A 20,902-nucleotide genomic window follows, 5' to 3' on the forward strand; every position below is an offset into this window, starting at 1 on the left:
CGATGAGCGCTCCCTCCCTGGTCCGTCCCGCCGTCCCGTCGCTGCCCGCCGCCTGGCTCACGCCCGTGGAGCTGGGCGTGCTGGGCGCGATGTGGGGTTCGTCGTTCATGTTGATGCGCGTCGCGGCCAAGGACTTCGGGCCGCTGCCGTTGGTGGCGATGCGGCTCACCCTGGGGGCGCTGGTGCTGCTGCCGCTGCTGGCGCGGGCCCGCGGGAGCCTGACGCGCAGGCTGTTGCCCGCGCTCGCGCTGGTGGGGGCGCTCAACGCGGCGGTGCCGTTCTCCCTGTTCGCCTGGGCCGCTCAGCGGGCCCCCGCGGGTGTCGGCGCCATCACCAACAGCCTGGCGGTGCTGTTCACCGCCCTGGTGGCCTTCCTGTTCTTCGGGGAGACAATCGGCGCGCGGCGGGCGGTGTCGCTCCTCGCCGGCTTCGCGGGGGTGGTGGTCCTGGCCAGCGGCAAGGTGGCCGGGGCCAGCCTGGGCTGGGCGGTGGCGGCGGGCGTGTCCGCGGCCTTCATGTATGGCGTGGCGGCGAACCTGGCGCGCCGGTACCTGAACGGGATTCCTCCCGGAGCCACCGCCGCGTCGACGCTGGCGCTGGCGGCGGTGATGGTCTGGCCCTTCGCGCTCGCGACCTGGCCCGAGCACGCCATCCCCGCCGTGTCCTGGGGGGCGGCGTCCGTGCTGGGCGTGTTCGGCACCGGCATCGGCTACGTGATGTTCTACCGGCTCATCCAGCGGCTGGGGCCCGCGCGCGCCGCCACCGTCACCTACCTGGTGCCGCTGTTCGCGGTGGCGTGGGCCTGGCTGCTGCTCGACGAGCCGCTCACGCCCACCATGGCGCTGGCGGGCGCCCTCATCCTGGGCGGCGTGGCGCTCGGTCAGCGCAAGGCCACGTGAGGGCGCCGTCCCTCAGGGACAGCCCGCGCTCACCTGGAGCGCGTCGTAGGCCATCCACCCGTTGCGCCTGGTGCCCGTCGCCGCGATGACGTAGCCATAGAGGAACTTCATCTCGCCCGACTGCAACCGGTAGCGCCCGGCGCCGTCCTGCACCCAGAGCGGGATGTCGATGGACGGCACGCCATGCTCGGTGGGGACGTCCAGGCGCTGGAACTTCGTGCCCGCGGGGAAGTGGTCCACCGCGGGGCCACCCAGCGCCATGCCCGGGACGTTGAAGATGAGGTTCGCCGAGCGCGCGCCGTTCGCGCGGACCAGCGGCAGGTAGTCCCCCGCGCGCTCGTGGGTCGCCGTGCTGTCGTAGACGACCTTCTTCAGCTCCAGCACCGGGTCGTGCGCGTCGCGGATGGCATAGCAGCCCAGCTTCGACAGGCCCGCGCCCAGCGCCGACACGTGGCCCACCTTCTGCTCGAAGGACGTGCGCCCCAGGATGGCGGAGATGGGCAACCAGCCCGCGCTCGAGTTGGACGTGGAGACCGCGAAGGCGTGGAGCTCCCCCGCGAAGGTGCGCGTCTGCCCATGATTGAAGGCCGCGCTCGCGCGCGTGTTCGTGCCCACCACCGTCCCGTGGCCGTTCCGGATGGGCACACCCGTCACCAGTCCCCAGTCGTCGTCCGCCGGGTCGTTGGTGGGCACGCGGTTGCCGCCGGAGACCTGGAGCTTGCAGTTGTAGGGGCTGACCAGGCAGTACTCGCCGTTCACGCCGGAGAACGCCGCCTGCTCCCGCGACGAGAGGGATTCGTCGCCACCGCCCTCCGCACCGCCGCCGCAGGCGAGCGTCGAGGTCAGGAGCAAGCACGGGGTTGAGAGGGATTTTAGCATCCGTCGATGAGATTTTGAAATGCGCGGAGGGTCAAGGTCCGGTCCCGAAGCCCGCAGCGCGTTGCGTCCGGAGCCCGACAGACAGCCCGCCGGGGGGCGGAAGTGTCTGTGAATGCTGGTGAATCCCCATTCTGGTACGGCGCGGCAAGTTTTAATTGATTGGTCAGAATTCCGTTGAAATTGCGGCTGTCGGCTTGTCACCGGGGTGTGTTTGGTTTCAGCATGTCGGCCTCTCGTTTCGTCGAGGAGCCTATGGTCTTGATGCGAGGACGTGGGTCGTTGGGAGTCGCGGTGCTGTGTCTGGCAATGGGGGCATGCACCGACGCGAACACCCCGAAGGAGGCTCCTGCCCCGGCCGCGGGCAAGGCGTCGGCGCCCCTGGCCGGTGGCTACGAAATCGTCGCGAGGGACGCGGACCAGGCGGCCACGTACGTGAAGGGGGCCCTGGGCTCGGTGCCGCGAGAGGCGGCCGCCGTGAAGGCCAGCCAGGCGGACGCGTTGGCGCCCGTGCTGGCGCAGGTGGCGCCGCTGTTCCGCGTGTCACCGGAGCAGCTCTTCCTCAAGCGGGCCTATGTCGGCTCCGACGGAGACTCGCACTTCCGCTTCGGGGTGAAGGTGAACGACCTCGTCGTGATGGGCGCGGAGCTGCGGCTGCATGCGCGGGACGGCCAGGTCTTCGCGGCCAACGGCGATGCGCGCGGAGACCTGCCCGCGCCCCAGGGGGCGGCCATCTCGGCCGAGCAGGCCATCGCCTCGGCGCTGGGGGACAAGGCCTCTCCGCCGCGCTCCACCGTCGAGGGCGCGCCCCAGCTCCTCTACCGGCGCGACGGCGGCCAGCTCCTGCTTGCGTATGCGTTGCACCTGACGGGCGAATGGGCGGATGGCCGGCGCGTGGACGACACGGTGCTCGTCAACGCACGCAATGGCGACGCGTTCGAGCGCATCAGCCGCATCCACTCCGCGCTGTATCGGGTCATCTACGATGGTCACAACAGCACGCCGCTCCCGGGCTCGGAGGTCCGGCGAGAGGGGGACCCGCCGGTGGCGGACCCCGTCGTCAACGCGGCCTATGACAACCTGGGCTTCACCTACCAGTGCTACTTCGACCTGTTCGGGCGGGATTCCTACGACCGGGCGGGCGCGCCGTTGCTCGCCACGGTCCACTACCGGGCGAACTACGTGAACGCGTTCTGGGACGGGACGCAGATGATCTTCGGAGATGGGGACGGTTCCCTCGCCAGGCCCTTCGCCTTCTCCACCGACGTGACGGCCCACGAGCTGACGCATGCGGTGACGCAGTTCGAGTCGGACCTCATCTATTCCGGCGAGTCCGGCGGCTTGAACGAGTCCATCTCCGACATCTTCGGGAACGTCTGTGAGTGGCACAGTCGGGGCAAGGTGGTCACCGCCTCGACGTGGATGCTCGGCGAGGACGTCTGGACGCCGGACATCGAGGGGGACGCCGTGCGCTACATGAACAACCCCACGCGGGATGGCAGCTCGCTCGACCGCTACGAGGACTACTCGGCGGGCGTCGACGTCCACTACAGCTCGGGCATCTCCAACCTGGCCTTCTACCTGCTCTCCGAGGGCGGAGTGCACCCCCGCTTCCCCCTGCCCACGCCGGTGGTGGGCATCGGTATCGAGAAGGCCGCGCGCATCTTCTACAAGGCGAACACGGACCTCCTGGTGCCCAACGCCAACTTCGAGTCGGCGAAGACGCTCACGGAAGCGGCCGCGGCCCAGCTCGGGTACGACGCCGCCACGGTGGCCTCCGTGAAGGCCGCCTGGGAGGCGGTGGGCGTGGGGATCGTCGTCCGTCACCAGGACCTCCCCCTCGACAACGGTGTGCCGGTCGCCGTCGACGATTTGCGCGGCAGGTGGCGGTACTTCGCGCTGAGTGTCCCCGAGGGCGCGAAGAACCTGCGCTTCTCGCTGTCCGGGGGCACGGGCGATGCAGACCTCTACGTCCGCTACAACAACGCCCCGACGGCGGGAACCTATGACTGCCGTCCCTTCAAGACGGGGAACAACGAGGAGTGCTCGTTCGCCGCGCCCGCGGCCGGCAAATGGTTCGTGGCCATCTACGCCTACGCGAACTATGCCGGCGCCACGCTGGTGGGCTCCTACCAGGGCGGCTTCGTGCCCCTCGAGCCCGGCGTCGAGGTGGGCGGGCTGTCCGCGGCGCAGAACGACTCCACGGGCTTCATCGTGAACATCCCGGAGCGCGACGACGGTGGCACGCGCAACATCACCGTGCGCGTCCAGGGCGCCAGCGGCAACGTGGACCTCTACGTGCGCCGGCTCGCGATCCCGACCCACAGCGAGTACGACTGCCGCAGCATGAAGGAGTCCGGCGACGAGCGCTGCGACCTGAAGTACGTCGACGGCGGCAAGTACTACGTGTGGCTCTACGGCTCGAAGGGTGGCTTCGCCAACGCGTCGGTCATCGTCACCTATCGCTGACGCGAGGCCCGCGACGGGTGTCCCGCCGCCAGTCGCGCGGCGGGGCGCCCGGGCCGCCCGGTCGATTCCGGGAGCGGGGCGGGGCTCGTGGCGCGGTAGGCTCGCCCGCGATGTCCAGCCCCGCTGATGTTCCGGCGCCCGCGCGCCGCTTCCACGACGAACCGCTCATCCTCATCGTCCAGCACCTGCGCGGCCTGCTGCCGCGAGGGAGCGCACGCATCGAGGTCCCCGACCCGGACCTGGGCCGGGGGCGGTACCCGGGCGAGCGGGTGGGGCCCGAGTCGCGACTCGTCCACCGCCCGCTGCGCGGCTGGTGTGACCTGGCGGAGGGGCTGGGCTGCCGACTGCTCACGCCCCGCGGCGTCGACGCCACGCACGTCGCGCTCACCTTCGAAGCCCTGGGTGACGAGGCGTCCTGGCACGCCGGTGGCGCGCGGGACGAGGTGTCGCCCGCGCACGAGCGCTACGGCGCGGACTCCGACTTCTCGCGGGTGCGCAAGCTGGAGGACGGCGGCTTCCTGATGCCCTGGCTGGAGGCGCTGGGCCGCGTCCGGCTCCCCGCGGGAGCGCGCGTGCTGGACCTGGGCGTCAACCGGGGGGACGAGCTGGCCGCGTTCGCGTGGCTGGAGGACGCGCCGGACGTCTCCTTCGTCGGCGTGGACCACAGCGTCAGCGCCCTGGCGGAGGCCCGCTCCCGCTTCCCGGACGCGCGCCACGACTTCCTCGCCGCGGACCTCAACGCGCTGCCGGAGGGGTTGGGGCGCTTCCACCTGGTGGTGTCCGTGGGCACGCTCCAGAGCCCGGGCGTGGACGACCATGCGCTGCTGCGGCGGTTGGTCCAGCAGCACCTGGAGCCCCAGGCCACGCTGCTCCTGGGCTTCCCCAACTCCCGCTTCCGCGACGGCGAGGTCGTCTACGGCGCCCGCGTGCGCAACCTGCGCGAACCGGACCTGTCCCTGCTCGTGAAGGACCTGTCCTTCTACCGGCGCTACCTGCACCAGCACGGGTTCCGGACGTTCCTCGGGGGCAAGTACGACCTGCTGCTCACCGCGGTGCGCGGCGGCTCCGACGGCGGTGAGCCGTCGCACGGAGCCGAATAGCCGCGATGCGCCAGCCCGTTGCATCGCGCTGGGTAACGGCCTCGGCGGCCTCCTGGACGGCCACCGCGAGTGGGCCGACAGCGCGGGCCACCCGGCCGGACGCCGGGCCGCTGCCGCTCGCTTGCGACCGGTCCCTGCTCCTTCCCCGGGAGCCGGTCGCGTCATCCCCGGGCAGCGGACTCCCACCGGCGCGGCTCGGCCGACCTCCGCCGTCAGGTCACGGACCTGGAGGTCGCGAGTGCGCCGGGCCGCACGGAGCGGGGCCGACGGGGCTGGGCTGGCACGGGCTCGTCGAGGGCGCGCAGCGCGGCGGCGTGGCGTTTGCCCCAGTCACATAGCGCGTCCACGATGGGCCGCAGGCTGAGTCCGAGCGCGGTGGCCGAGTACACGACGCGGGGTGGCACCTCCGCGAACACCTCGCGCTGGACGACGCCGTGCAACTCCATCTCCCGCAACTGCTGCACCAGCACCTTCTGGCTCACGCCGGGAATCACCCGCCGCAGCTCCGACAGCCGCTTGGGTCCCTCGAAGAGGTAGTACAGGACGAAGATCTTCCAGCGCCCTCCAATCACCTTCAGCGCGCGCTCCGCGGGCACCAGCGGGAGCTCCTTCACGATGGGCATGGTTACCTCCAGGTTCCTTGGGAACGAAGACGTCCGTAGAGGGGGAAAAGGTCTATAGTTCCCGGAGCGGGGCGTATTTACAACTCAGGCCAGCAATCACCCGGCACGCGAGAGGAATACCCCCATGTCCGAAGCCACGAAGCACATCCCCATCGCCCTCATCACCGGCTCGAGCCGGGGTCTGGGGCGCGGCAGCGCGCTGGCGCTCGCCGAGCGGGGCAGCGACGTCATCGTCACGTACCGCTCGGGGCGCGAGGAGGCGGACGAGGTCGTCCAGGCCATCCGGGCCAGGGGGCGCAAGGCCGTCGCCCTGCGGCTCGACGTCGGCAGGCCCGACACGTTCGACGCCTTCGTGGCCCAGGTCCGCGAGGCCCTGAAGCAGACCTGGGGCCGTGAGCGCTTCGAGTCCCTGGTCAACAACGCGGGCACCGGCGGCTACGCGCCCTTCGTCGAGACGACCGAGGCCCTGTTCGACGAGCTCGTCGCCGTGCACTTCAAGGGGCCCTTCTTCCTGACGCAGAAGCTGCTGCCCCTGCTCGCCGACGGCGGGCGCATCGTCAACGTATCGACGGGGCTGGCCCGCTACGTCCACCCGGGGCTGTCCGTCTACGCGGCGGCCAAGGGCGCCATCGAGGTGCTCACCCGGGTGCTCGCCGTCGAGCTGGGCGGGCGGCGCATCGCCGTGAACACCGTCGCGCCGGGAGGCATCGTCACGGACTTCGGTGGCGGCGTCATGAAGGACCCCGTGCTCCAGAAGGCCGTCACCGAACAGACGCCCATGGGGCGCCTGGGACAGCCCGAGGACGTCGCGGGGGTCATCGCCATGCTGCTCGCGCCGGAGACGGGCTGGGTCACCGGGCAACGCATCGAGGTCACCGGCGGCTACCGGCTCTGACGACGGTGCGCCGCAGCACGGGGCCGAAGCGCCGCAATGGATGTGCGTCAGTCCTCCGCCTGCACGTCCTCCAGGCGCACGCCCCAGTCCTCCAGCACCTTCGCCTCGTCCTGCGGGCTCTTCGTCTTCTTGAAGCGGGCGTCGGACACGCCCTTCACCCGGCGCTCGCAGGCCGCCCACGTCGAGTGGCGCTTCACCGAGCGCCCCACCTGGCTCAGGTACGAGTACGCCTTGGCCGGGGCCTCCTTCTGCCGGGGCTTCTCCTCGGGCAGCGACGTGTCCTCGGGCACGTCGAAGACGTCCACCTCGTAGCCGCTCAGCGGGCCGACGTAGAGTCGGGGCGCCTTGCTGCGCGAGTACCCCACGGCGATGGCGTCCACGCGCTCGTTGCCGGGGACCCCCACGTGGCCCCGGACGTAGTGCCACTCCACCGCCGCGGCCTCGCCGGAGAAGGCCTCCCGGCGCTGGGCCATCAGCGCCATCAGCCGCTTCCAGTACGGCGTGTTGGCCACCTCCTTGCCATCCGCCGTCTTCCACCCGCGCTTGCTCCAGCCGAACGCCCACCGGGTGATGCCTTGAATCACGTAGGTGGAGTCGGTGTGGATGTGCAGCGGCCCCGGGGTGGCCTCCAGGTGGCGCAGCGCGCGGCCCACCGCCGTCAGCTCCATCCGGTTGTTGGTCGTCTCCGGCTCGTGTCCGCCCAGCTCCGTCACCTGGCCGTCCGGCGTGACGATGAGGGTGCCCCAGCCCCCCGGACCCGGGTTGCCCGAGCAGGCGCCGTCGGCGAAGACGAAGATGCGCTGGCTCTTCATGGAGGCGCACCCTACGCGCCCCTCCACGCCTCCGGCCAGGATGACGCGCGCCGCACGGGTTTTCGGGCTGACACGAAAGTCACGATTCCACGCGCGGCGAGGGCTCCACCCGCTCTGTCCGGAAACTGGTATGTCGCTTGCTTGGCTGCCTGCCATCTCGGGTTGGGCCGGCAGCATCCGAGGGAGAGGTCTCCTTCGTCCATGTCATCGCCGCCGCGCCCCACCGTCTCTCCGTCCGGAGTCGTGAGTCCCCGCTTCTTCCCGCGCCGCTGGGTCGCGCGCGCCGCGCTGCTGGTGGCGTGTGTGGCGTCGGTGGCGTCGAGCAACCCGGGGCCGGATCCGCTGGAGGCCACGTCCTCGGTCCAGCACCTCCGCCTGTCGAGCACGTCGACGCGGTCGCGCCAGGTCTTCGTCGTGGGGGTCGTCGCGCCGAAGCACCCCGAGCAGACGGTGACGGTGGGGCTGGGGGCGCTGCTCCAGGCGCGCTGGGTCCCGGACGATGCGCGGGACACGTCTTCGGGGGTGGTCCGGGCGCGGATGAGCCTGGGGCGCTCCCAGTCGACGTGGAGGAGCTCGGGGCCCCTGGTCGCCAACGCCGAGACGCCGACCGAGCTCCGCACCGACCTCCCGCAGGAGCAGTGCTCCCTGCGGGAGGACTGTCGTGTGGAGGCGGTGCTCGAGGTGGAGTGGGAGGGGGAACCCAGGCCCGGCGTCGTCGAGGTGGACTGGGTGGCGCTCGGTGAGCTGGGCTTCGAGGACGGACTCGACATGCCGCCGGACGTCACGTTCACGCTCGGGTTGCCATGAGCGGGGCTCACGTCACGCCGTCCCGGCCCGTGCCCGGGGACGCGCTGCTGCATCCGCTGGTGTTCGGCGCGGTGCTGGTGCTCATCCTCAACGACCATGTCCTGAAGGCGCGGTATGCGTCGTGGTGGACGGGCAAGCTGTCCGACGTCGCCGGGCTGGCCATGTTCCCCCTCGTGCTCCAGGGGCTGTGGGAGCAGGTCCGGGCGCGGGGCGCGCGGGGCTTCCGGCCGTCGTCGAGGGTGCTCCTGACGTGCGTGCTGCTGACGGCGGCCTGCTTCGGCGCCGTGAAGGTGTCGCAGACGGCGGGGGACGGCTGGCGCTGGGCGCTCGGCGGTCTGCAGTGGCCCGCCCGGGCGGCGTGGGCGCTCGCCTCAGGGCGCGGCGTCCCCGCGGTCGTCCCCGTGGCGCACGTGGTCGACGTCACGGACCTGCTCGCGTTGCCCGCGCTCCTCGTCGCGTGGCGGGTGGGGCGACGGCGGTGCGCCGACGACTCACGCGCGCACGGCGGTCCGTCGACGAGGCTGCTTCCGATGGCGCAGGCGCCCTCTCGCGGGTGAGCGCCCCCGTCCGTCGAGTCCCTCGTCACCGGGCGACTCAGAGCGAGTCGAGGAACGCGAGCAGCGCCTGTCGGTCCTCGCGTCGCAACCGCGTGTAGCGTTCCCGCGCGGGGGCCGCCTCGCCACCGTGCCACAACACGGCCTCCTCGGCGTTGCGTGCCCGGCCGTCGTGGAGCAGGCGCGTGTGACCGTTCACCGTGTGTTGCAGGCCGAGCCCCCACAGCGGCGGCGTGCGCCACTCCTGTCCGGTGGCCTCGCCGTCCGGCCTGCCGTCCGCGAGCCCCTCGCCCATGTCGTGCAGGAGCAGGTCGGAGTAGGGATGGATGCGCTGTCCGGACAGCTCCGGGAAGCCCGGGACGTCGCCGGTCTCCATCGCCTGGTCCACGTGGCAGGCCGCGCAGCCGAGCGCGCGGAAGACGCCCTTGCCTCGCAGCACGGTGGGGTCCGTCCAGTTCCTCCGCTTGGGCGCGGCGAGCAGCCGGTTGTAGAGGACGAGCCGCTCCAGGTCGTACGGCTCCACCTCCGGCTTCGCGGCGGCCTCGGCCGCGCCGGGCTCCGGGGCGCGCGGGTACACCTCCGACGTCAGCCCCATGTCCACCACGAGCGCGTGCGCCACCTGCTGCGACAGCGTGGGCTGGTTGGCCTTCCAGCCGAAGCGGCCCATCCGCTTGCGCCCCTCGGTCACGTCGTCCACGTGGTTGGCCCGCCCGGAGATGCCGTCGCCGTCCCGGTCGTCCGGGTCCGCGCGCGCGAGCAACGTCTCCTCGGGCACGGCCTCCAGCAGGCCCAGGCCGAAGTTGGCGGGGGCCACCCGCGCGGAGAAGGGGACGTCCGGGCCCAGCGGACCGCCCGAAAGGTCCAGGAACCGGTAGCGCGGACGCAGCAGCGTGAAGGACTCGCCGGTGGCGAACTCCCCGTCGACCTCCTCGAACGTCACCTCGACGCGGCCTTCACCCCGGCCCCCGCCCAGCCGGTGGGGGTCGAGCTGCTTGCCGTACTCGGGATGGGGACCACGTCCGCCGGGCGCGCCCAGTTGGAAGACGAGCGACACGGGCTCCTCGGCGGCTGTCTCCGGAGGCCGCCCGCGCCCGTCCTTCACGTGGCAGGTCATGCACGACACGGCGCTGAACAAGGGGCCCACCTGGGGCGCGACGTGCGTGGGTTCGCTCCAGTCGCGGTCGAAGACGCGCTTGCCCAGGTGGAACTCCGGCCACTTCGCGCGCGCCATGTTCGGCGGAGAGCGGCCGAACGCGTTCCTCCCCGCCTCCACCACCGTGGCGTTCCCTCCGGACAGCTCCTCGCCGGGCTCCACCGTGACGTCGAGTGGTCCCAGCTCCAGCAGCTCGGGGCGACGCCGCGTGTCCGCCCAGACCGCGGTGAGCACGAGCACGCCGAGGGGGAGGCCCAGCCAGTACATCCGCCGTCGCATCGAGGTTTCTCCGGGAGAGCGCGCCTGGGACTTGGGAACGACCGACGCCGGGCGGGGGAGGGGCTGCTCCCGCCCGGCGTCGGAGACCACGAGCCGACTACTTCGCCGGGACGAAGGTCTCGCTCTGCACCAGGATGCCCTCGCCGGCCGCCTTCACGTCGATGCCCGTGAAGCCGGTGTACGGGTAGTGGCCGTCCTCGATCTCCTCGACGAACTCCATGGTGTCGCCGGTGATGACCTTGCCGTCAGCCAGCGTCACGTTGAAGGTGTCCTTCCCGGTGTTCAGGCGCCAGCCGCAGGCGCCCACGTTGTCCGGCGCGGCGGGCTTGTCGCCCGTCTTCGTCCAGATGATGTCCAGCTCGTAGAAGTCCGCGACGGCCACCAGCCAGCGCAGGAAGTCCCGCCAGTTGGTGAAGGAGATGTAGGCGTTCGCGGGGTTCGACTGGGTGCCCTGGAGCACGCCGTCGCGGTAGATGTTCATGCGGTAGCCGGAGCCGCCCGGCGCGCCGGTGAAGATGGGCGCGACGCGCGCGGAGTTCGGCTCGCGGCCCGGGAGGATGCTCAGGGTGCTGACCACCTGGTCGCCCGAGCGCGCGTCGAACTGGAGCGCGCCCCCCGCGCCCAGCTTCATCTGCGACGTCTGCCGCCAGCTCGCGGCGCGGCCGAACGTGCTCGACAGGCCGTCCGACTTCACGTTCTTCAGGCCGGTGACGGCCAGCCCGCGCTCGGAGCTCGCCAGCGCGGCGTTGCCCGTCGCGCAGCTCGTGATGCCGTCGAACTTCTTCACGCACTTGGACTCGGCGTTCGCCTCCTGGGCCTCCAGCGTGCCCTCGCCCGGCTGGGTCTCGTCACCCGCGCAGCCCGCCGTCACGCACATGAACACCGCCGCCAGCAGTCGGCTCGTCATCTTGAACTGCATGTCTCTCCACCTCATGAATGGGAAGGTGCTGCTTCCGTTCGGAGGCATCGCGCCGGACCCACGGCGCCTCGCGACGGCGTTCGCGTCTTCTGCACCGTTCGAGCCAAGCGACGTGTTTCATGTATCGCCCCTCTGTGTTGCTCGGAGGAGGCGATGTTTCAGGGTGTGGTTTGTGGAGCCTGTCGTTACGGCGTCGAAGGTCCGTGTGTCGTTGGACGCAACAGCCCAGGCTGGATGTCTTTGTGGCCTTCCCTGGGGGTGAAAGTCATTAACCCGGGTCAAGGCGCGGGTGATTTCCATGTGTCGAAACGCGGGGAACCCGGGCTTCGCGGGCCGGCGCTTGTAGCGGCGGAGGTCACTGTCCAGGTCGACCCGTACGGCGGGTAGGGGGTTGTCAGGAGGGGCGCGGACCCGGGATGGTGAGGGGATGATCAACCCGGTCCACCTCTATGTGTGGCAGGCGGCCATCGTCGGGAACGCGCGGCTCGGGGGGCAGGAGCTCCGCGCGCTGATGCTGGACGACCCGGACGTGGCGTCGAACTACCCGAGCCACGACGTCTTTCGCGGCTTCGCATGGGATGGGAACTTCGAGCCCTCGTTCTACGCGTGGGTGGAGCTCCAGCGTCAGCGGGGCTTGAAGGCCGTGCGCGCGTTGCGTGCGATGGACCCGGCGGACTGGGTGCTCACGACCCCGCCACCTCCCCAGCCCCGGCTGCCGGAGCTCGCGCTCGTGTTCGAGGACTCGGTCGTCTGGTATCGACACGCGTATTCGCCGCTCCGGTCGGAGTCCCCGACCGGCCCCTTCGAGGAGCGCTTCGAGCCGGTGCCGGGGGAGTCCCGGCCGGCGACGCTGGTGCCCCTGGAGGTGGCGGAGCGGGAGCTGCTCGCGGCCACCCGGGACTACGTGGCGTTCGTCGAGCCCCGGGCGCGCGGGGACGAGTCGACGGACCTGTTCTACGCGGCCATGGGGCGCTTTTCGCTCGACCTCCTCCAGGACACGGAGGCCGGGTTCCAGCGGCGGTTCGCCGCGCTGCGCGAGGCGGAGCTGAAGGAGTACCGGCGCCGCGCCAGGGCGTGGCATCCCGTCCAGCCGGCGACGCGGGCGATGCGACCCATCTTCCTGGCGAACGCGGCGAAGTGGTTGGAGCGCGACGACTACCTGCGGGTGATGGAGGCGGCGGGGGCGTCGTGGCGGGCGGTGCGGCTGGCGCGGGCGTCGCAGGACATCATGCCGCTGAGCATGCGCAACGAGTGGACCTCGGAGGAGGAGCTGCCGCCCTTCACCCATGCCTCGGGCTACGTCGAGGTCGCGCGACGGTGGAGCTTCGCCGCGGCGGATGCGTTCAACGCGGCGTTGAACGCGCGCTGACGCGCATGGGTCGCATCACCGGGCGGCGGTGAAGAGCGTGGCGACGAAGTCGAGGAACACGCGCACGCGTGAGGGCAGGTGGCGCCCGGAGGGATGCAGGACGTGGATGGGGCGCGTTTCGCCCGCGTGGGCCTCGAGCACGGGGACGAGCGCGCCGGAGGCCAGCTCCCGGGCCACCATGAAGTCGAAGAGCCAGGCGATGCCGAGCCCCGCCACCGCGAGGTCCCGCAGCGTCGCCCCGTGGTTGGTGTGGACGCGGGCCCGGGGTTGGACCTGCAGGGGCGCGGAGCCCTCCCGCAGGAGCCAGGGCATGGGGCGCTCGTCGCGCATGAAGCCCAGGCAGTCGTGGCGCGCCAGGTCGGCGGGCGTCACCGGGACGCCGTGGCGCTCCAGGTAGCCGGGGGACGCGCAGGCCACCAGGCGCGCCACCGTCAGCTTCTTCGCGATCAGCGTGGAGTCCTCCAGCGGCCCCAGGCGCAGGTGGACGTCGGCGCCGCCGGAGACCGGGTCCACCACCTGGTCCCTCAGCGTGAGCCGCACCTCCAGGTCCGGGTAGCGCGCGAGGAAGCGGGGCAGGGCGGGGGCGAGCACGAGCTGCCCGATGACCTGGGGCGCCTCCACGCGCAGCACGCCCGTGGGCCTGGCGCGGGCCCGGGTGAGGGACTCCTTGGCCTCGTCCAGCTCCGCGAGGATGCGCTGGCAGCGCGCATGGAAGTCGCGGCCGTCCTCGGTGAGGCGCAGGGCGCGGGTCGTGCGGTGGAAGAGCTTCACGCCCAGCTCCTCCTCCAGCCGGGAGATGCGGCGGCTCACCGCGGACGCCGTCACGTCGAGCTTGCGCGCGGCGCGCGTGAAGTCGCCCTCCTCCACGGCCCGGACGAAGGCGTCGATGTTGGCGAGCGAGTGCATGACCCTTCCCGTGAGGCATTCGTGCCCGGGGCGCACGGATGTCGTTCCCGGACCTCACTCGCACTCTAGCGGAGTCGACGGCACAACCCGGGGGAGGACGTGAGGCGCCGTCGGCTCGGCGCGCGGGAGAGGTGTCATGTCGAGGCAGGTCGTCATCGTGGGGGGCTATGGACAGGTGGGGCGGGAGGTGGCCCGGGCCCTGGCGCCGGAGTTCCCCGGGCGCGTGGTCATCGCCGGGCGGAGCCAGGCGCGCGCGGAGGCGCTCGCCGCCCGGCTCGGGCACGGCGTCCGGGGGATGGCGCTGGACGTCGAGGACGCGGCGGCGGTCGACCGGCTCCACGGCGCGGCCCTGGTGGTCATGTGCGTGGACCAGACGCGGGACGACTTCGTCCGGGCCTGCCTCGCGGCGGGCCTCGACTACGTGGACGTGACGGCGCGCCATGCGTCGCTCGTCGCCTTCGAGCGGTTGGACGTGCTGGCGCGCGAGGCGGGGAGCACCGCCGTCCTCAGCGTGGGGCTGGCGCCCGGCGTGAGCAACGTCCTGGCGGCGATGGCGGCAGAACGGCTCGCGCGCGTGGAGCGGATGGACCTCTTCGTCCTGCTGGGGGCGGGCGACGTCCATGGGGACGCGGCGGTGGCGTGGACGCTCGACCAACTCGACGCGCCGTTCGAGGTCCTCGAAGGGGGGCGCGCCCGGCGCGTCCGGGGCTTCGGCGAGCGGGCCTGGGTGCGGCTCCCGGAGGAGTCACGCCCCCGCGCGGGCTGGCGCTTCGCCTTCCCGGACCAGCACGTGGTGGCGCGCACGCTGGGCATCCCCACCGTGTCCACGTGGCTGTGCCTGGACCCGCCCTGGCTCACCGGCCTCGTGGCGCTGGCGGTGCGCCTGGGCCTGGGGCGGGTGCTCCGTGTCCCCACGGTCCGGCGGTGCGTGACGTGGCTCCTGCACCACGTCCGGGTGGGCTCGGAGGCCTGCGCCGTCGTGGCGAGGGCCCGGGGGCAGGACGCGCGAGGGGACGCGACGCGGGAGTGCGCGCTCGTGGGGCGGCGCGAGGCCGCGCTGACCGGCAGCGTGTTGGTGGAGGTCTGCCGGGAGCTGCTGGGCGGCAACCGGCCGGGTGGCGTGCTGCACCTGGACCGGCTGCCGGGACGGGACGCGCTCCTTCAGCGCGTGGCGGACGCGAACCCGGGGACGCGCGTGTTCATCCCGCCTTGGCCAGCGAGTCCTTGAGCGACGGTGGCGCCACCATGTAGCCGGAGGCGATGAGCGTCTCCTCGGTGGCCAGCGCGATGGCGCCGGTGACGGGGCCGGCCTGGGTCGGCACGACGTACGCGCCGATGGCGAGGACGGGGCCGAGCGCGGTGAACTCCACCACCTCGATGCCTGGGGCGGGCTTGGCGAGCACGCCCGGCACCTCGGCCACTCGCGCCTTGAGGGCCTCCATGAGGCCATGGACGTCCTGGCCGTGTATCAGCGGCAGCTTCACCACGACCTTCCGGTGGGGGTGGTGGCTGAAGTTGGTGATGTTGTCGCTGAACAGGCGGTTGTTGCCCACGGAGATGCGCAGGTTGTCGCCCGTGTCGATGGTGGTGGCGAACAGGCCGATCTCCTGGACGATGCCGCTGACGCCCGCGGCGTTGATTTCATCGCCCACGCGGAAGGGCCGCAGCACGAGCAGGAAGACGCCCGCGGCGAAGTTGGACAGCAGGCCGGACCACGCCGTGCCGATGGCGATACCAGCGGCGGCCAGCAGGGCGGCGAACGAGGTCGTCTCGAACCCCATCATCCCCAGGATGCCGAGCAACAGGAGGATGGTGAGCGAGCCGCTGAACAGCGACTCCACATAGCGGATGAGCGTGGAGTCGAACTGGCGCTTCTGCAGGCCGAGGTTCAGCACCCGGCGGAAGCCGGTGATGACCGCGCGACCGATGAACCACAGCACCAGTGCGCCCATCGCCTTCAGGAGGAAGGGGAGGGCATCCGTCAATGCGAGCGTCTGCAACTGCGTGATGATGGCTTCCATGGCGTTCCTGAAGCGGCCGGGGTTCCAGGTCGGACTGGGGGACGCGCTTCGCGGCGGCGGATGTGCATGGGGTGGGCCAGGAGACGGCGCGCGGCAAGCCCGCGAAGACAGGGACGTCGAATCTGGAGTGGCCGGAAGGAGGGTGGGTCGACTCTAGGTCGGACGCGTCAGGGGCTGTCATTGACGCGTCAGCACGGGGTCCCCGTGAGGAACCGGACACTCGCCCGAGGCGGGCCCGGGCACGGCGTCGAATCCCGGGCCCCGCGCTTGACTCGAGGGTGGAAGGGACCCGGTCCGCGCGGATGACTCACCGGGGGGCGGCGGTCGACAGCAGCTTCTCCACGGCGTGGAGCACGGCGGCGGCGGTGGCCGGGTGCTTCACGAAGGCGGCGGGCGTGAGGTTCGACAGCCGCCCCATCAGCGAGTCCGGGCCGCTCACGTTCACCATGATGGTGCGTGTGCCGGGGCGGCCGAAGGCGCTGAGCACGTCGAGCGCGGAGCCGGTGTCGACGACGAGGAGGGTGGGCTTGTCGCCGTCCGTCGCCAGCCGCACGCCCTTCTGGAGGAACAGCTCGGTGACGAGCGTCATCAGCCGGGGCTCCGTCAGGCGCACGAGCACCGGGGCGCGTGTGTCCACCTCCACGGCCGTCGCGGCCTGCGGCGCGGGGCCCTTGCCCAGCTCGCGCACGTCCGTCGTCAGCAGCTCGCGCACGTCCGTCCTCAGGACGCTGCGCACGCGCTTGAGCAGCGAGGCGTCGTCCGCCAGGAACGACTTGAGGCGGCGCTCCGCCTCCGACGCGAGCTGGGTGAAGGCCACGCCCATGCCGTCCTCGCGGGACCAGGCCACCTGGGCGTGGGCGACGAGCGGCTGGTGGGGCGCGTCCGGGAGGGACAGGCGCAGCTCCAGCGTGCTGCCCACGGGGAGGGCGCGCGCGGTGCGGATGGCGAGCCCACCCGCGCCGATGTTCCTGCTGTAGGCGCGCACCACGTCGTCCTGCGTCGCGAACGTCAGCTCCAGCACCGCGTCCGCGCGGACGGGCCGGGTGGGGAGCGGGCTGCCCTCGGGAGGCAGCGCCCCCAGCTCCAGCAGCACGTCGCGCAGGAGCTCCAGGCGCTGCGCCTCATCCGGCCCCAGCGGCTGGACGCGCTGCTGCTCGCACAGTGCCTTGTACTCCTCGAGCGCGTTGACGCGCGGGTTTCCCATGTCGGCCCCCCGGATGGACGCCCGCCGAGCCTGCCATGGGCATGTGACTCGCGCGAGATGTCCCCTTCCACCCTGTCATGGTGCGTACACCCAGCCGCTGGGGCGGGGACGCCCGCCCGTCCGTTCCTCCAGGCGCGCCTCCTCGCCGCGCGTGCCTGCAAGCGAGCGCTCGCGGCGCTAGGCTCGTGGGTCATGGCCTATCAACGCAACCCCGTGAAGGCGCCCCGCGTGTCCGGCTTCGCGCTCCGGGCTTTCGTCAACACGCTGGAGAGTGGACTGGGCGCGCCGGTGCTGGAGAAGCTGGTGCGAGACAGCGGCATCACCGCGTGGCGCGACACGTCACCGGGGGACGCGCCGCCCCTACAACATCCGCTGCCGCCCGGTGCTCCCGCCACGCAGGACGAGTCCCCCGTCCAGCAGGCGGCGCGCGCCATCGCCACGCAGCCCCGGCCCCCGGAGCGGGAGACGGTGGGCGCCTACGTCCGCGCGTACCAGGAGGGCCGCGCGGAGCCCGTGGCCGTGGTGCGTCGGATCCACGCGGCCATCGAGCGGCTCGAGGGGCAGGAGCGCATGGGGCTCTTCGTGGCGCGCAAGCCGGACGAGGTGCTGCGCGCCGCCGAGGCCTCCGCGGCGCGCCTGCGCGCGGGCACGCCCCTGAGCGTCCTGGACGGCGTCCCCGTGGTGCTCAAGGACGAGGTGGACCTGGCGGGGTTCCCCACGACGTTGGGGACGAAGTTCCGCCACGAGGTGGCGCCCGTGGATTCGACGGTGGCGGCGCGGCTGAAGGCCGCCGGGGCGCTCATCCTCGGCAAGGCCAACATGAATGAGATCGGCATCAACCCCATCGGGTTGAATCCGCACCACGGCGCCGCGCGCAACCCGTGGAACCGGGCGCACATCACCGGAGGCAGCTCCAGCGGCTCGGCCGCCGTGGTGGCCGCGGGCTTGTGTCCGCTGAGCATCGGCGCGGACGGGGGCGGCTCCATCCGCATCCCCGCGGCGCTGTGCGGCATCGTCGGGCTCAAGGCGACGTGGGGCCGCATCCCGGAGACGGGGGTTCCCGCGCTGTGCTGGAACGTGGGGCACGTGGGGCCCATGGGGCTCACCGTGGACGACGTGGCCGCGATGTACGCGCTGGTCGCGGGCCCGGATGGAAAGGACCTCGTCTCGCAGACCCAGCCGCGACACCACCTGTCGGGCCTCGAGCGCGGGGACCTGTCCGACGTGCGGCTCGGCATCTGCTGGCCCTACTTCGAGGACGCCGCGCCGGACGTGGTGGCCCGCTGCCGGGACGCGGTGCGCGTGCTCACGGACGCCGGCGCGAAGGTGGTGGAGGTGCCCGCGCCCGACCTGAACACGGTCCTGTGGACCCATAGCTGCATCATCCTCAGCGAGATGGCCACGGCGATGCTCCCGCACACGAAGGAGCACTCGGAGGACTTCGGGCTCGACTCCCGAACGAACCTCGCCATCGGTCGTCACTTCCGGGCGACGGACCTGGTCCACGCGCTGCGACACCGGCACCGGCTGACCCGCGAGCTGCTCGCGGTGATGGCGGACGTGGACGTCCTCGTCACGCCCGCCACGGCCATCACCGCGCCCGCCATCCCCGAGTCGACGCTGCCGGAGGGTGAGTCGAACCTCCCGGTGGTGGACGCGCTGATGCGCTACGTGCGCCAGGGCAACCTGACCGGCTTCCCCGCGCTCTCCGTGCCGGTGGGCTTCGACGGCGCAGGGCTGCCCGTGGGGCTCCAGCTCATGGGGCGCCCCTACGAGGAGCACCTGCTGCTGCGCCTGGGCCGCGTGGTCGAGCGCGCGACACCCCACCGGACGCCCCCCATCCACGTCACGGCGTTGCGCTGAGTCGCGGACCCGGACCGGGCGGTCCCGGCGTATCGGAGCGCCCGCACGGGTTGTGGAGGTTTCGCCTGTTTGGAAGGGATGTCGGTTCTTCGTGAAGCGCGCGGAGACTGGGGTTAGGGCACGAGGGCCCCGGGGATGTCATTTCCTGGCGTCCGGACACGGGGCAGGAGGCAGTGCTTCGTGCAACCTCGAGCGCAGTCCATTCCGGCCGTGCTTCAGACTTCCGTCTCCGTCGCGATGTGTCTCGTGGCCTCCTCGTGGTTGGGGTGTGGGGCGCCCGGGGGCTCCGGGGCGCCACGGGATGAGCCGGAGACGTCGCGCGCCGCGCTGACGGAGTGGGTCGTCAACGGGACGTTCTCCACCGGCGTGACGGCTCCCTGGTGGAGCGGCGCGAACACCCAGTCGCTCGTGGAGGGCGGGAGGTTGCGGGTGAACGTGGCGGGAGGGACCGTCAATCGCTGGGACGCGCTCGTAGGCCAGAGTGCCATCCCGCTGGTGGGCGGGCGGCCCTACACCCTGGCCTTCACCGCGTCTGCTTCCGCGAACGTGCCGATGCGGGCGACGGTGCAGCTCGAGCCGTCGCCCTACACGGCGACGCTGGACCAGGCCGTCACCCTGGACGGGACGGCCCGCCGCTTCACGTTCTCTTTCACGTCGTCGCTGGACACCGCGCTGGGACAGGTGACGTTCCAGTTCGGCGGCTCCGGAGCCTTCACGCTCTACCTGGACGACATCTCGCTCACCTCGGAGACGGGCTCGGGGCCCGTCTCCATGACGAGTGGCTTCTACGTGGACCCGAACTCGAACCCGGCCGTCTGGGCGCGCAACAACAGCGGGGACTCGCGCGCGGCGCGCATCCAGTCGAACATCGCGAGCAAGCCGGGCGCGCGCTGGTTCGGCAACTGGAGCGGGGACATCACCGCGGCGGTGTCCGGCTTCGTGAACGCGGCGGACGCGGTGGACAAGCTGCCGGTGCTGGTGGCCTACAACATCCCGGGGCGCGACTGCGGCAGCCACTCCAGCGGCGGCGCGGGCAGCCCCGAGGCGTACCGCGCGTGGATCTCGTCCTTCGTCACCGGCCTGGGCTCGAAGCCCGCCATCGTCATCCTCGAGCCGGACGCCGTCGCGCAGCTCGACTGCCTCCCCAACGACACCGAGCGCCAGACGCGGCTGGGCCTGCTGCGCTACGCCACCGAACAGCTTCGCGACCGCGCGCCGAACACCTGGGCATACCTGGACGGTGGCAACGCGACGTGGATCGCCGCGGACACCCTGGCGCAGCGGCTGGAGTCGGGCGGCGTGCGCAACATCCGGGGCTTCGCCCTCAATGTCTCCAACTACATCCCCACCGCGCAGTCCAACACTTACGGCGCCGCGGTGAGCGCCGCGCTGAATACGCGCTACGGCTACACCCGGCCCTGGGTGGTGGACACCAGCCGCAACGGCAATGGCTCCAACGGGGAGTGGTGCAACCCGGCGGGCCGCAAGCTGGGCGCGACGTCGCAGGTGGGCGGCGGCGCGGACCTGCTGCTGTGGCTCAAGGTCCCGGGGGATTCGGATGGCCCGTGCGGCATCGCTCCCACGGTGCCGGCCGGCACCTTCAGTCCGGACATCGCCGTCCGGCTCATCGACGGCACGTGAGGGGCGCCCGCCGGCTAACGCGCCTTCGGGAGCAGGCGCGTCAGCTCGCGGTCGAGCGTCGCGGCGAAGCGCTGGCGGTCCTGCGGGGAGAAGCTGCTCGGGCCGCCCGTCTGCACGCCGCTCTCGCGCAGCTCCTGCATGAAGTTGCGCACGGACAGGCGCTCCTCGATGTTCTCCTCGGTGAACAGCTCGCCGCGCGGGTCCAGCGTCACCACGCCCCGGGGGACGAGGAGCGCGGCGAGCGGGATGTCCTGGGTGACGGCGAGGTCGCCCTTCGCCGCCGACGTGGCGATGTGCTGGTCGGCCACGTCGAGCCCGGCGCCCACCTGCACGGTGGAGACGAGGTCGGAGCGGGGGAGGGACAGGGCGCGGTTGGCCACGAAGACGAGCGGGACCTGCAGCCGCTGGGACGCGCGCAGGAGGATGTCCCGGACGGGGCCCGGACAGGCATCGGCATCGACCCAGATTCGCATGCCCCCATCCTCGCGGCATCCGCCGGGGTTGTCCCGGGT

The 20,902-nt window shown here is 71.9% G+C and carries 19 protein-coding genes; 10 read left to right on the forward strand and 9 right to left on the reverse strand.

Annotated elements, in window-relative coordinates:
* Nucleotides 1-2 precede the first annotated feature (2 nt).
* The gene (locus tag LZ198_RS00790) at nt 3-899 is read left to right on the forward strand and encodes a DMT family transporter (protein ID WP_253969890.1); all 897 of its coding nucleotides are present in this window, start codon (nt 3-5) and stop codon (nt 897-899) included.
* A 12-nt stretch (nt 900-911) separates the two neighbouring features.
* Here the strand turns inward: LZ198_RS00790 and LZ198_RS00795 are convergent, their stop codons facing one another.
* The gene (locus tag LZ198_RS00795; RefSeq protein WP_253969891.1) at nt 912-1,751 is read right to left on the reverse strand and encodes a hypothetical protein; all 840 of its coding nucleotides are present in this window, start codon (nt 1,749-1,751) and stop codon (nt 912-914) included.
* A 288-nt stretch (nt 1,752-2,039) separates the two neighbouring features.
* Here LZ198_RS00795 and LZ198_RS00800 point away from each other — a divergent pair, with 288 nt between their 5' ends.
* Together LZ198_RS00800 and LZ198_RS00805 are read left to right on the forward strand one after the other, a co-directional pair.
* Entirely contained in the window at nt 2,040-4,244 is a 2,205-nt protein-coding gene (locus LZ198_RS00800; protein WP_323381847.1) for a M4 family metallopeptidase, read from the forward strand.
* 110 nt (nt 4,245-4,354) lie between these two features.
* Complete coding sequence (locus tag LZ198_RS00805) at nt 4,355-5,344, forward strand: class I SAM-dependent methyltransferase (protein WP_253969893.1); 990 nt, start codon at nt 4,355-4,357, stop codon at nt 5,342-5,344.
* A gap of 212 nt (nt 5,345-5,556) precedes the next feature.
* Here the strand turns inward: LZ198_RS00805 and LZ198_RS00810 are convergent, their stop codons facing one another.
* On the reverse strand, nt 5,557-5,967 hold the full coding sequence (locus LZ198_RS00810; RefSeq protein ID WP_253969894.1) for a winged helix-turn-helix transcriptional regulator: 411 nt from the start codon (nt 5,965-5,967) through the stop codon (nt 5,557-5,559).
* A 124-nt stretch (nt 5,968-6,091) separates the two neighbouring features.
* On the opposite strand from LZ198_RS00810, the gene LZ198_RS00815 reads away from it, so the two are divergent.
* Nucleotides 6,092-6,862, forward strand: coding sequence for an SDR family NAD(P)-dependent oxidoreductase (locus LZ198_RS00815; RefSeq protein WP_253969895.1), 771 nt, complete (start codon nt 6,092-6,094; stop codon nt 6,860-6,862).
* Nucleotides 6,863-6,909: 47 nt separating this feature from the next.
* On the opposite strand, the gene LZ198_RS00820 is transcribed toward LZ198_RS00815, so the two are convergent.
* The gene (locus LZ198_RS00820) at nt 6,910-7,674 is read right to left on the reverse strand and encodes an RNase H family protein (RefSeq protein WP_253969896.1); all 765 of its coding nucleotides are present in this window, start codon (nt 7,672-7,674) and stop codon (nt 6,910-6,912) included.
* Nucleotides 7,675-7,917: 243 nt separating this feature from the next.
* Between LZ198_RS00820 and LZ198_RS00825 the strand changes: the two genes are divergently transcribed.
* Complete coding sequence (locus LZ198_RS00825) at nt 7,918-8,481, forward strand: hypothetical protein (RefSeq protein WP_253969897.1); 564 nt, start codon at nt 7,918-7,920, stop codon at nt 8,479-8,481.
* Complete coding sequence (locus LZ198_RS00830; protein ID WP_253969898.1) at nt 8,478-9,038, forward strand: hypothetical protein; 561 nt, start codon at nt 8,478-8,480, stop codon at nt 9,036-9,038. The genes LZ198_RS00825 and LZ198_RS00830 overlap by 4 nt, the downstream gene beginning before the upstream one ends.
* 37 nt (nt 9,039-9,075) lie before the next feature.
* Here LZ198_RS00830 and LZ198_RS00835 read toward each other — a convergent pair whose 3' ends face one another.
* Nucleotides 9,076-10,467 (reverse strand): di-heme oxidoreductase family protein, encoded by a 1,392-nt coding sequence (locus tag LZ198_RS00835; RefSeq protein ID WP_253969899.1) that lies wholly within the window; start codon nt 10,465-10,467, stop codon nt 9,076-9,078.
* A 97-nt stretch (nt 10,468-10,564) separates the two neighbouring features.
* A complete protein-coding gene (locus LZ198_RS00840; protein WP_253969900.1) occupies nt 10,565-11,386 on the reverse strand; it encodes a hypothetical protein in 822 nt (273 codons plus the stop codon).
* A 427-nt stretch (nt 11,387-11,813) separates the two neighbouring features.
* Here LZ198_RS00840 and LZ198_RS00845 point away from each other — a divergent pair, with 427 nt between their 5' ends.
* Nucleotides 11,814-12,755 (forward strand): hypothetical protein, encoded by a 942-nt coding sequence (locus LZ198_RS00845; RefSeq protein ID WP_253969901.1) that lies wholly within the window; start codon nt 11,814-11,816, stop codon nt 12,753-12,755.
* A 15-nt stretch (nt 12,756-12,770) separates the two neighbouring features.
* Here the strand turns inward: LZ198_RS00845 and LZ198_RS00850 are convergent, their stop codons facing one another.
* Nucleotides 12,771-13,661, reverse strand: coding sequence for a LysR family transcriptional regulator (locus LZ198_RS00850; RefSeq protein ID WP_253969902.1), 891 nt, complete (start codon nt 13,659-13,661; stop codon nt 12,771-12,773).
* A gap of 136 nt (nt 13,662-13,797) precedes the next feature.
* Here LZ198_RS00850 and LZ198_RS00855 point away from each other — a divergent pair, with 136 nt between their 5' ends.
* The gene (locus tag LZ198_RS00855; RefSeq protein WP_253969903.1) at nt 13,798-14,889 is read left to right on the forward strand and encodes a saccharopine dehydrogenase family protein; all 1,092 of its coding nucleotides are present in this window, start codon (nt 13,798-13,800) and stop codon (nt 14,887-14,889) included.
* Here the strand turns inward: LZ198_RS00855 and LZ198_RS00860 are convergent.
* Together LZ198_RS00860 and LZ198_RS00865 are read right to left on the reverse strand one after the other, a co-directional pair.
* A complete protein-coding gene (locus tag LZ198_RS00860; RefSeq protein ID WP_253969904.1) occupies nt 14,861-15,682 on the reverse strand; it encodes a mechanosensitive ion channel family protein in 822 nt (273 codons plus the stop codon). The genes LZ198_RS00855 and LZ198_RS00860 overlap by 29 nt on opposite strands.
* A gap of 307 nt (nt 15,683-15,989) precedes the next feature.
* Nucleotides 15,990-16,886 carry a PilZ domain-containing protein gene (locus tag LZ198_RS00865; protein WP_253969905.1) on the reverse strand — a complete coding sequence of 299 codons (897 nt, stop codon included), beginning with the start codon at nt 16,884-16,886 and terminating at the stop codon, nt 15,990-15,992.
* Between the two features lie 192 nt (nt 16,887-17,078).
* Between LZ198_RS00865 and LZ198_RS00870 the strand changes: the two genes are divergently transcribed.
* A complete protein-coding gene (locus LZ198_RS00870; RefSeq protein WP_253969906.1) occupies nt 17,079-18,749 on the forward strand; it encodes an amidase in 1,671 nt (556 codons plus the stop codon).
* A 180-nt stretch (nt 18,750-18,929) separates the two neighbouring features.
* Nucleotides 18,930-20,390, forward strand: a complete 1,461-nt coding sequence (locus LZ198_RS00875; RefSeq protein WP_407667368.1) for a glycoside hydrolase family 6 protein — start codon at nt 18,930-18,932, stop codon at nt 20,388-20,390.
* 14 nt (nt 20,391-20,404) lie between these two features.
* Here the strand turns inward: LZ198_RS00875 and LZ198_RS00880 are convergent, their stop codons facing one another.
* Nucleotides 20,405-20,863, reverse strand: a complete 459-nt coding sequence (locus LZ198_RS00880; protein WP_253969907.1) for a YaiI/YqxD family protein — start codon at nt 20,861-20,863, stop codon at nt 20,405-20,407.
* Nucleotides 20,864-20,902 lie beyond the last annotated feature (39 nt).

It is taken from the genome of Myxococcus dinghuensis, assembly GCF_024198235.1.
Lineage (GTDB): Bacteria > Myxococcota > Myxococcia > Myxococcales > Myxococcaceae > Myxococcus > Myxococcus dinghuensis.

What these genes read in the sequence shown, in the direction of transcription:
- LZ198_RS00790 (WP_253969890.1), top strand. Translation starts at nt 3, where the DNA reads ATGAGCGCTCCCTCCCTGGTCCGTCCCGCCGTCCCGTCGCTGCCCGCC.
- LZ198_RS00800 (WP_323381847.1), top strand. Translation starts at nt 2,040, where the DNA reads ATGCGAGGACGTGGGTCGTTGGGAGTCGCGGTGCTGTGTCTGGCAATG.
- LZ198_RS00805 (WP_253969893.1), top strand. Translation starts at nt 4,355, where the DNA reads ATGTCCAGCCCCGCTGATGTTCCGGCGCCCGCGCGCCGCTTCCACGAC.
- LZ198_RS00810 (WP_253969894.1), bottom strand. Translation starts at nt 5,967, where the DNA reads ATGCCCATCGTGAAGGAGCTCCCGCTGGTGCCCGCGGAGCGCGCGCTG.
- LZ198_RS00815 (WP_253969895.1), top strand. Translation starts at nt 6,092, where the DNA reads ATGTCCGAAGCCACGAAGCACATCCCCATCGCCCTCATCACCGGCTCG.
- LZ198_RS00820 (WP_253969896.1), bottom strand. Translation starts at nt 7,674, where the DNA reads ATGAAGAGCCAGCGCATCTTCGTCTTCGCCGACGGCGCCTGCTCGGGC.
- LZ198_RS00830 (WP_253969898.1), top strand. Translation starts at nt 8,478, where the DNA reads ATGAGCGGGGCTCACGTCACGCCGTCCCGGCCCGTGCCCGGGGACGCG.
- LZ198_RS00835 (WP_253969899.1), bottom strand. Translation starts at nt 10,467, where the DNA reads ATGCGACGGCGGATGTACTGGCTGGGCCTCCCCCTCGGCGTGCTCGTG.
- LZ198_RS00840 (WP_253969900.1), bottom strand. Translation starts at nt 11,386, where the DNA reads ATGCAGTTCAAGATGACGAGCCGACTGCTGGCGGCGGTGTTCATGTGC.
- LZ198_RS00845 (WP_253969901.1), top strand. Translation starts at nt 11,814, where the DNA reads ATGATCAACCCGGTCCACCTCTATGTGTGGCAGGCGGCCATCGTCGGG.
- LZ198_RS00850 (WP_253969902.1), bottom strand. Translation starts at nt 13,661, where the DNA reads ATGCACTCGCTCGCCAACATCGACGCCTTCGTCCGGGCCGTGGAGGAG.
- LZ198_RS00855 (WP_253969903.1), top strand. Translation starts at nt 13,798, where the DNA reads ATGTCGAGGCAGGTCGTCATCGTGGGGGGCTATGGACAGGTGGGGCGG.
- LZ198_RS00860 (WP_253969904.1), bottom strand. Translation starts at nt 15,682, where the DNA reads ATGGAAGCCATCATCACGCAGTTGCAGACGCTCGCATTGACGGATGCC.
- LZ198_RS00865 (WP_253969905.1), bottom strand. Translation starts at nt 16,886, where the DNA reads ATGGGAAACCCGCGCGTCAACGCGCTCGAGGAGTACAAGGCACTGTGC.
- LZ198_RS00870 (WP_253969906.1), top strand. Translation starts at nt 17,079, where the DNA reads ATGGCCTATCAACGCAACCCCGTGAAGGCGCCCCGCGTGTCCGGCTTC.
- LZ198_RS00880 (WP_253969907.1), bottom strand. Translation starts at nt 20,863, where the DNA reads ATGCGAATCTGGGTCGATGCCGATGCCTGTCCGGGCCCCGTCCGGGAC.